The sequence below is a fragment of the Catenibacterium faecis genome (genome assembly GCF_014306455.1).
GTDB lineage: Bacteria > Bacillota_I > Bacilli_A > Erysipelotrichales > Coprobacillaceae > Catenibacterium > Catenibacterium mitsuoka_A.
In genome coordinates, this window is record NZ_JACRWG010000077.1 from 1 (window position 1) to 7,454 (window position 7,454).

A 7,454-nucleotide genomic window follows, 5' to 3' on the forward strand; every position below is an offset into this window, starting at 1 on the left:
TATATATAGTAAATTTAGTGGCTAAAAACGCTATATATAGTAAATTTAGAATCTAAAAACACTTTAATTATCTAATATGGTGAGGTCTATTTCAATCCACTATATTATTTGGCGCTTACGATAGTCTAGAAAAAGATATTCCTTTCATATTATTCACATTCTTTCATTCTCGTGATTATTATCATTTCAAATATAATTACCAGGATATTTCTATTCCTATTAATCATATTATCTACATACATACACATGAACATCTCACTACAATATATACAAAAGAAAAGAACTATCATCTCTATAAACCTTTAAAGGTGGTATTAAAAGAGATTGGTTCTAAACAGATTGTACAAATTAATAAGAATACATGTATAAATACACGTTATATTACTAAAATTAATCAATTAGATATCTATCTCAACCTAGAGATATTTAAGCTAAGCTACAAATATAAAAATAAATTTTATGAAGCATTAAAAAAGAAGTCCGAAGACTTCTAAATAATCTGGAAGATATAGAATTTTAAGTAAGATGTTTCTTCCATAGTCCAAAGAATTGGATGATCCGCATTCTGTTGAGTCACTGATACCTGTTTTAGAGTCACTCCACATTCTTTTGCGGATTCTCTTAACATCTGTTCAAAGAGTGCAGTTTCCATAAAACGTGAACAGCTGCATGTAATTAAATATCCACCCTGTCTTAAAAGCTTCATAGCTTTCATATTAATATTCTTATAGCCATTATAAGCATGGTTGACAGTTCTTCTTGATTTAGTAAATGCAGGTGGGTCTAAGACAATGATATCATACTGTCCCTGATGACATTTATCTAAGTAATCAAAGACATCATCCTGTACAAAAGACATTCTTTCTTCTAAGTGGTTCATCTTTGCATTCGCAAGACCTTGGTCTAAAGCTGTCTGAGAAACATCTACAGCAGTGACATGTTTTGCGCCTCCAATTGCTGCATTTAATGCGAAACCACCAGTATGACTAAAACAGTCTAATACTGTCTTACCTGCAGACATGTTTCTAAGTAATACTCTATTAGATTTCTGATCTAAGAAGTAACCAGTCTTCTGACCATTTTCTACATCTACATTAAGTTTTAAACCATTTTCATTAATAACTGTTGTAGTAGGTAATGTGCTTGGTTTCCAGAATCCTTTATAGAGTTCTAAACCTTCCTTCGCACGTACTTTAACATCATTTCTTTCATAGATGGCAGATACATTCTGACCATCTTCTTTTAATACTTCTAATAATAATTCATAAATCATATCCTTGATTAAATCTAAACCATAGGATGTAATCTGAGTCACAATGATTTCATTATAACGGTCTGCAGTTAAGCCTGGTAAGCTATCAGCTTCACCAAATACAAGTCGACAATTAGTTAAGTTATCTTTTTCTACTGTCTTTCTAAAATCATAGGCAAACTGAATTCTCTTTTTAAAGAATTCTCTATCAATCACTTCATTTTGATCCTTAGTCAAGATACGTACTGTAATATGACTTTCTTTAGAAAGAAAACCTGTACCTAAATAACGTCCTTTAGTTGTCATAATATCTACTAAAGACCCATTCTCAATAGAATCATCTAGACTACCTAGATTATTCTTATACATCCACATCTGCCCTTTATCGAGCCATTTTTCTCCTTCAGGAGTAATAATAATACTTGGATAATTTCTTTTCATTTTCTACACCTCGTAAATAAAATAAAGTATATACGAAATAAAATCAACAAAAAAATCAGAGTTCATTAAGAACCCTGATTAGGAGAAAATCTCCTTTAAATACGGTTTGTTTTTTCTGTAATGTTACGCATTCGTTCCTTTAATGAATCATTAAAGGAATTCTTATCTAAACGCCACATCCAGTTATTACCTAAAGTATTAGGTTTATTCATACGTGCTGTATTATCAAGCTTTAAGTAATCCTGCATTGGTACAATGCACTTATCACTTACACTTGCCATAATACAATCAATACTCATATCCACTAATACAGTGTCATCATCACCATCATAGTGTAGATAGTCTTTCAACATCTGTCTTTCTTCAGGTAAAATATTTTTAAGCCATCCGATCATTGTTTCATTATCATGAGTTCCAGTATAAACAACTGAATTTTCTGTATAGTTGTGAGGTAGGTAGTTGCTTGTACCAGAAGAATCACGTGAATCAAATGCGAATTCAAATAGCTTCATACCTGGATAACCACAATCAGCGACCATCTGTTTAACTGTATCAGTCAAATAACCTAAGTCTTCTGCAATAACATTTATCTTACCTAAAGACTCTTCAACTGTCTTAAATAAGTCGTAGCCTGGACCTTTTTCCCAATGTCCATTTCTCGCAGTTGTATCACCATAAGGAATTGAGAAATATTCATCAAAACCTCTAAAATGGTCAATACGTACAATATCGTAAGCTTTCTTGCAATATGCAATTCTCTGAATCCACCATGCATAACCAGTTTCCTTATGTTTCTTCCAGTCATAAAGTGGATTACCCCAAAGCTGTCCATCAGCAGAGAAACCATCAGGTGGTACACCTGCAACTGCAGTAGGTTTTACTTCAGGATCTAGCTGGAATAATTCTGGCTGTCCCCATACATCAGATGAATCATATGCAACATAGATAGGAATATCACCAATGATTTCTACCCCTTTACTATTCGCATAATCCTTTAATGCATACCATTGTTTCCATACATAGTACTGTAAGAACTTATGGTAATTAATATCATCACTTAGTTCATTGCGTTTCTCGGTAAGGGACGCATCATTTCTTAAACGTAATTCTAAAGGCCAATTTTCCCAGCCTTGGTTATCATAAGATGCTTTTATTGCCATAAATAATGCATAATCTTCTAGCCACCATGCATTGTCCTTACAGTAAGCTTTAAAATCTTCATTATCAGTAATATGTGAATTCTCATAAGCTTTCTTTAATAATGCATATCTATTTTCATAGAGATAAGAATAATCAACATAATCACTGTTTATATCTGCCTCTGGTAGATCTTCTTCCTTTAAATAACCACATTTCACAAACTCATCTAAAGAAATAAAATATGGGTTACCTGCAAAAGTAGAGAATGACTGATAAGGTGAATCACCATAACCAGTAATACCTAAAGGAAGAATCTGCCAATATGTTTGTTTAGCTTCTACAAGATCATCTACAAACTTATAAGCAGCTTCATCAAAACAACCAATACCATACTTACTAGGTAAAGATGATACGGATAATAACACACCACTTTTTCTCATAAACTATCCTCCATAAATAATCCAAAATGATCAGAAACTACATCTTCATGTGTACCATCAAATACAACATGATGGCTTTTTACATGTTCTTTTTTATTACACCAGATATAATCAATACGCATACCATCTACTGCTTCATCCCATCCGTCTATTTTACCCTGAGCAGTAAAACGACCTTGGACATCATCCGCTAAGTCACGTGTATCAAACCATCCATCTTCTTTAATAGTCTCATAACTTTGGTTTGGAATAATATCAGGTGCATTGAAATCTCCTGCTAAGTAAACAGAGACTTCTTTATTCGCCACAACATTGAGCTTATGCCATTGGTTGATGAAAGGTTCCTCATCATCCTTCCACCATCCTAAATGGACTGTATAAACCCAAAAATGTGTGTTTTCTTTTACTATTTCTACTCCAAGAGAATTACGTTTCTTCCAGAACGTATAATCATTGGTTTGCGTCAATAAAGTATTTTCACTATTCACAATTGGGTACTTAGAGAAGATGGCTACACCTTCATCAAACTTGCCATAACCTACTTTAACTGGTATATAGTTCCAATTGTATTGATCACCAAGTAATTGGCTTAGTCCAAGTGCATAATTGTCTTCTTTAATAATGTCTCTACCGACATAAGATCTGTCGGTAGAAATACTTTTTGCAGTCATACTTTGATTGACTTCTTGTAAACAAATGACATCAACATCATAATTTAGAATAAAATTCGCAATTGTCTGGAGCTTATTCTTTTCATCACATTCACTTAGTGAATGTGTGTTAAGTGTCATAAGCTTCATTTTCTTTTTCCTCCTTTTAATAAGGTTATGTCTTACTTCCTTTTTCTTACAAATTCTATTTTAATGATTGTAAACACTTACACAATAGATTTTATGCAACAAAATAGGGTATTTACGCATATAATATGCAAATGTTAGCGCAACGCAACAATAATAAGTATAATAAAAGTGAGGTGATTTAAATGAGTATCACAATTAAAGATATCGCGAAAAAAGCAGGTGTATCTCCATCTACTGTATCTCGTACAATTAATAATCATTATTCTATTAGTGAAGAAACGAAAGAAAAAGTACGTAAAGTAATGGATGAACTCGGTTATGTGTATGATAAATCACATATTAAGAAACATGATGTTGGTGTCGTCTTTCCACGTTCTATGGTAGATGTCTATGAAAATCCATTCTATCTAGAAATAGTAAGAGGAATTAGTTATATGTGTAATAAAGGGCGTTATAGTCTTCATATTATTACTGGTGCCGATACGAGAGAAATGAAGACAAGTATGGAAATTGCGGATTGTGAAGGATATATCTTCCTAAATACGAAAATTGAATCTTCTGTGACAGACTATCTAAGAGAACGTATGATTCCTTATATTATGATTGGTAAACCACCAATGAATTCCATTACATCAGTCAGTGTAGATACAGATAATATCCAGGCAGGCTATGAGGCAGTGAAATACTTATTAAAAAAAGGACATCAAAAGATCGGTTATATTGGTGAAAAAAAAGATGTACAATATTCTATAGATCGACGTCTTGGTTATATACAAGCTTTATCCGAAGCAGGCTATGAAATAAAAGAAGACTATATTAAGAATCTTTCTTCGAGCTATTCCTATAACCCCAATGAAATACTTGAATTATTAAGAAGTGATGACTGTCCGAGTGCCTTTGTGGTATGTGATGATATTTATGCAGTCATTATGGTTAGACTAATTACTGAAGTAGGAAAGAAAGTGCCTGATGATATTTCTATTGTGAGCTTTAATAATTCTATCTTTGCACGTTTCTCAGAACCACCACTGACTTCTATTGATGTAAGCCCAAATCAGTTAGGCATGGAAGCAGTTGTCCAGCTTATTAAACATATAGAAACACCTACCATGTTTGCAACACGCTCAATTGTGCCATTCACAAAACGTTAATTTATACGTTTATTCAGAGAAATTCAAAAAACTCAAATCGATATTTCAATTTGGGTTTTTTTGTAAAATGAAAATGAGTACAATGTTTACTATGCTTTGAAATGAACTTGCATATTAAAATATGTAATGCTCTAATTTGATCGCAAATTAGAGAACAATTGCATCAAAACGAAAAGGTAAGGATGGGAGAGATCCTTACCTTTTCTAACTTTTAGAGTTAGTTGTTTTGAAAAACAAAACATTTATGAATATAATATAATTCAATACCTTTGTGCGAATTTAGTTTTATTATTTTCCAGCTACGCAACCACTATCAACAGGAAGTACAACACCGTTTATAAAAGATGATGCATCTTCACATAAGAATACTGCAGCATTAGCAATATCTTCTGGCTTTCCTAAATGACCACTTGGATTTGATTCTTCTGCTTGTTTATAAGCATCGGGAGCGATTTCTTTGAGTGAATTTACTAATTCAGTTTCGATAGTTCCTGGTGCGATAGCATTAATAGTAATATTAGATGTTGCATAATCAAGAGCAGCTGCTTTTGTAACACCCACAACACCATGCTTAGCTGCACAATAAACTGAGTTTCCTTTGATTCCTAATAATCCAGCACCAGATGTCGTATTGACAATACGCCCAAAACCATTTTCTTTCATTATTTTTATTTCTTCAATCATACAATTTGTAACAGCAATTAAACAAATTCCAATTACTTTATTAACTTCTTCACTGGTACATTCATCAAGTGGCTTTGCTGGAATACCAAATCCTGCATTATTCATAGCATAATCTAATTTTCCAAATTGTTCTTTTATCCATACATAGGCATTTTTGATTTCATCAATATCAAATAAATTTACATGTTTATAAACAACCTTTTTTCCTTGATCACATAATTCTTTTGCTAAAGTTTCTCCTTTGTCATCCTGAACATCAAAAATAATAACTTGGCAACCTCTATCAGCAAACATACGAACCATACCTTTTCCAATTCCACTTGCTCCACCAGTAACTAATACAACACGATTTTCCATTTTTCTACCTCCAAATATTTGATTATATATAAATTATAATTTATGGAGTAACTCTATAGTCAAGGATGGCTTATTTATCTAATTTAGGTACATTATCTTCTAAAAATACACAAAATTGAAGAAATAAATCTTGTATGATATAATTTTATATCAATAAAACATTGGACTAACTTTAATGTTAAGGAGATCATATTATGAAAATTAGTGAAGCTGCTAAATTGTTAGGCATATCTACAGATACAATACGTTATTATGAAAAAGAAGGAGTGATTTATCCAAAAAGAATAAGTCAAAACAACTATCGTGATTTAGATAATAAAGATGTTATTTCATTATTAGCATGTTTATATAATCGAAAGATAGGGTATTCTATGAAAGAATCAGTAGAGTATGTTGAAGGTATACCTGTTTCTAAAGTAACGGATATTTTAAATAATAAAATTTGTGAATTAGAATCAGAAGTAAAGGAAACTAAAAATCTTATAGATTATTTAACAACTTTAAAGGTTGAGTCAGAAACAGATTTTTATAATATTGGGAACTATTGGATCACTGTTGAACCTAAATGTTATTTATTACCTTATGCGAAAATTTCTCAATCAGAATTTTGTTTTACTAAAGATGATCCAAGATATTATGCAAAATTATTTGAATATCTCCCATTCATTAGTCAAGCACAAGTAACAGATGTAAAACAATATGATTCTTCACAAAGTGTAACAGAGTGGTTTTTTGTGATACCCGAAATTATTTATAATCAACTTCCTCAAGAATTTTTAAAAGATGCAAGAGTTATGCCAAGACAACATTGTTTAAATACAGTTGTTATTAATGAGAACTGGGAATATCCAAATACTGAAATTTTTAAAGATATATCTATTTATTTGAAAAAACGTAATATTAAATCTTGTGGAATTGCGACAGCAACTTATCCAAATTACTATTTTCAAGAGAACGGTAAAAAAGTACGTTATGCAAAAGTTAAAGTACCTATAGAATTGAAATAAATAGTTGAATAGAGAATATGAAAAATATGTAGACTTTATAAAAGTGTGCATATTTCTTTTTTTGTTGAGTATTCCGCTAATGGAAGACCACTCGTTACAGTAGAGAAGTCCACTCAATACGCTGGACAAGTCCGCCTCACCAAAAAATTGAATACGGTTGGAAGTCCACAATTAATTTGAAA

Annotated in this window: 7 protein-coding genes; 3 read left to right on the forward strand and 4 right to left on the reverse strand. The window is 31.7% G+C overall.

Annotated elements, in window-relative coordinates; all coding sequences use genetic code 11:
* The first annotated feature begins 218 nt into the window (after positions 1-218).
* Positions 219-494 carry a LytTR family transcriptional regulator DNA-binding domain-containing protein gene (locus H8909_RS13810; protein ID WP_369409836.1) on the forward strand — a complete coding sequence of 92 codons (276 nt, stop codon included), beginning with the start codon at positions 219-221 and terminating at the stop codon, positions 492-494.
* Here the strand turns inward: H8909_RS13810 and H8909_RS11980 are convergent.
* The 3 genes from H8909_RS11980 to H8909_RS11990 all read right to left on the reverse strand — a co-directional run bounded on the left by H8909_RS11980 (position 491) and on the right by H8909_RS11990 (position 4,073).
* Positions 491-1,693, reverse strand: a complete 1,203-nt coding sequence (locus tag H8909_RS11980; protein ID WP_187012992.1) for a class I SAM-dependent rRNA methyltransferase — start codon at positions 1,691-1,693, stop codon at positions 491-493. The two genes, H8909_RS13810 and H8909_RS11980, sit on opposite strands and share 4 nt — an antisense overlap.
* A gap of 95 nt (positions 1,694-1,788) precedes the next feature.
* Positions 1,789-3,273, reverse strand: a complete 1,485-nt coding sequence (gene malQ / locus H8909_RS11985; RefSeq protein WP_117459899.1) for a 4-alpha-glucanotransferase — start codon at positions 3,271-3,273, stop codon at positions 1,789-1,791.
* Positions 3,270-4,073: an endonuclease/exonuclease/phosphatase family protein gene (locus H8909_RS11990; protein ID WP_117459897.1), complete on the reverse strand. Its 804-nt coding sequence runs from the start codon at positions 4,071-4,073 to the stop codon at positions 3,270-3,272. The genes malQ and H8909_RS11990 overlap by 4 nt, the downstream gene beginning before the upstream one ends.
* Before the next feature lie 182 nt (positions 4,074-4,255).
* Between H8909_RS11990 and H8909_RS11995 the strand changes: the two genes are divergently transcribed.
* Positions 4,256-5,224: a LacI family DNA-binding transcriptional regulator gene (locus H8909_RS11995; protein WP_117459896.1), complete on the forward strand. Its 969-nt coding sequence runs from the start codon at positions 4,256-4,258 to the stop codon at positions 5,222-5,224.
* A gap of 288 nt (positions 5,225-5,512) precedes the next feature.
* On the opposite strand, the gene H8909_RS12000 is transcribed toward H8909_RS11995, so the two are convergent.
* Positions 5,513-6,265 carry an SDR family NAD(P)-dependent oxidoreductase gene (locus H8909_RS12000; protein ID WP_117459894.1) on the reverse strand — a complete coding sequence of 251 codons (753 nt, stop codon included), beginning with the start codon at positions 6,263-6,265 and terminating at the stop codon, positions 5,513-5,515.
* Between the two features lie 194 nt (positions 6,266-6,459).
* Here H8909_RS12000 and H8909_RS12005 point away from each other — a divergent pair, with 194 nt between their 5' ends.
* Positions 6,460-7,272, forward strand: a complete 813-nt coding sequence (locus tag H8909_RS12005; RefSeq protein WP_117459891.1) for a MerR family transcriptional regulator — start codon at positions 6,460-6,462, stop codon at positions 7,270-7,272.
* Positions 7,273-7,454 lie beyond the last annotated feature (182 nt).

Coding starts and splice junctions, on each gene's coding strand:
- H8909_RS11980 (WP_187012992.1), bottom strand. CDS start 1,693: ATGAAAAGAAATTATCCAAGTATTATTATTACTCCTGAAGGAGAAAAA.
- malQ (WP_117459899.1), bottom strand. CDS start 3,273: ATGAGAAAAAGTGGTGTGTTATTATCCGTATCATCTTTACCTAGTAAG.
- H8909_RS11990 (WP_117459897.1), bottom strand. CDS start 4,073: ATGAAGCTTATGACACTTAACACACATTCACTAAGTGAATGTGATGAA.
- H8909_RS11995 (WP_117459896.1), top strand. CDS start 4,256: ATGAGTATCACAATTAAAGATATCGCGAAAAAAGCAGGTGTATCTCCA.
- H8909_RS12000 (WP_117459894.1), bottom strand. CDS start 6,265: ATGGAAAATCGTGTTGTATTAGTTACTGGTGGAGCAAGTGGAATTGGA.
- H8909_RS12005 (WP_117459891.1), top strand. CDS start 6,460: ATGAAAATTAGTGAAGCTGCTAAATTGTTAGGCATATCTACAGATACA.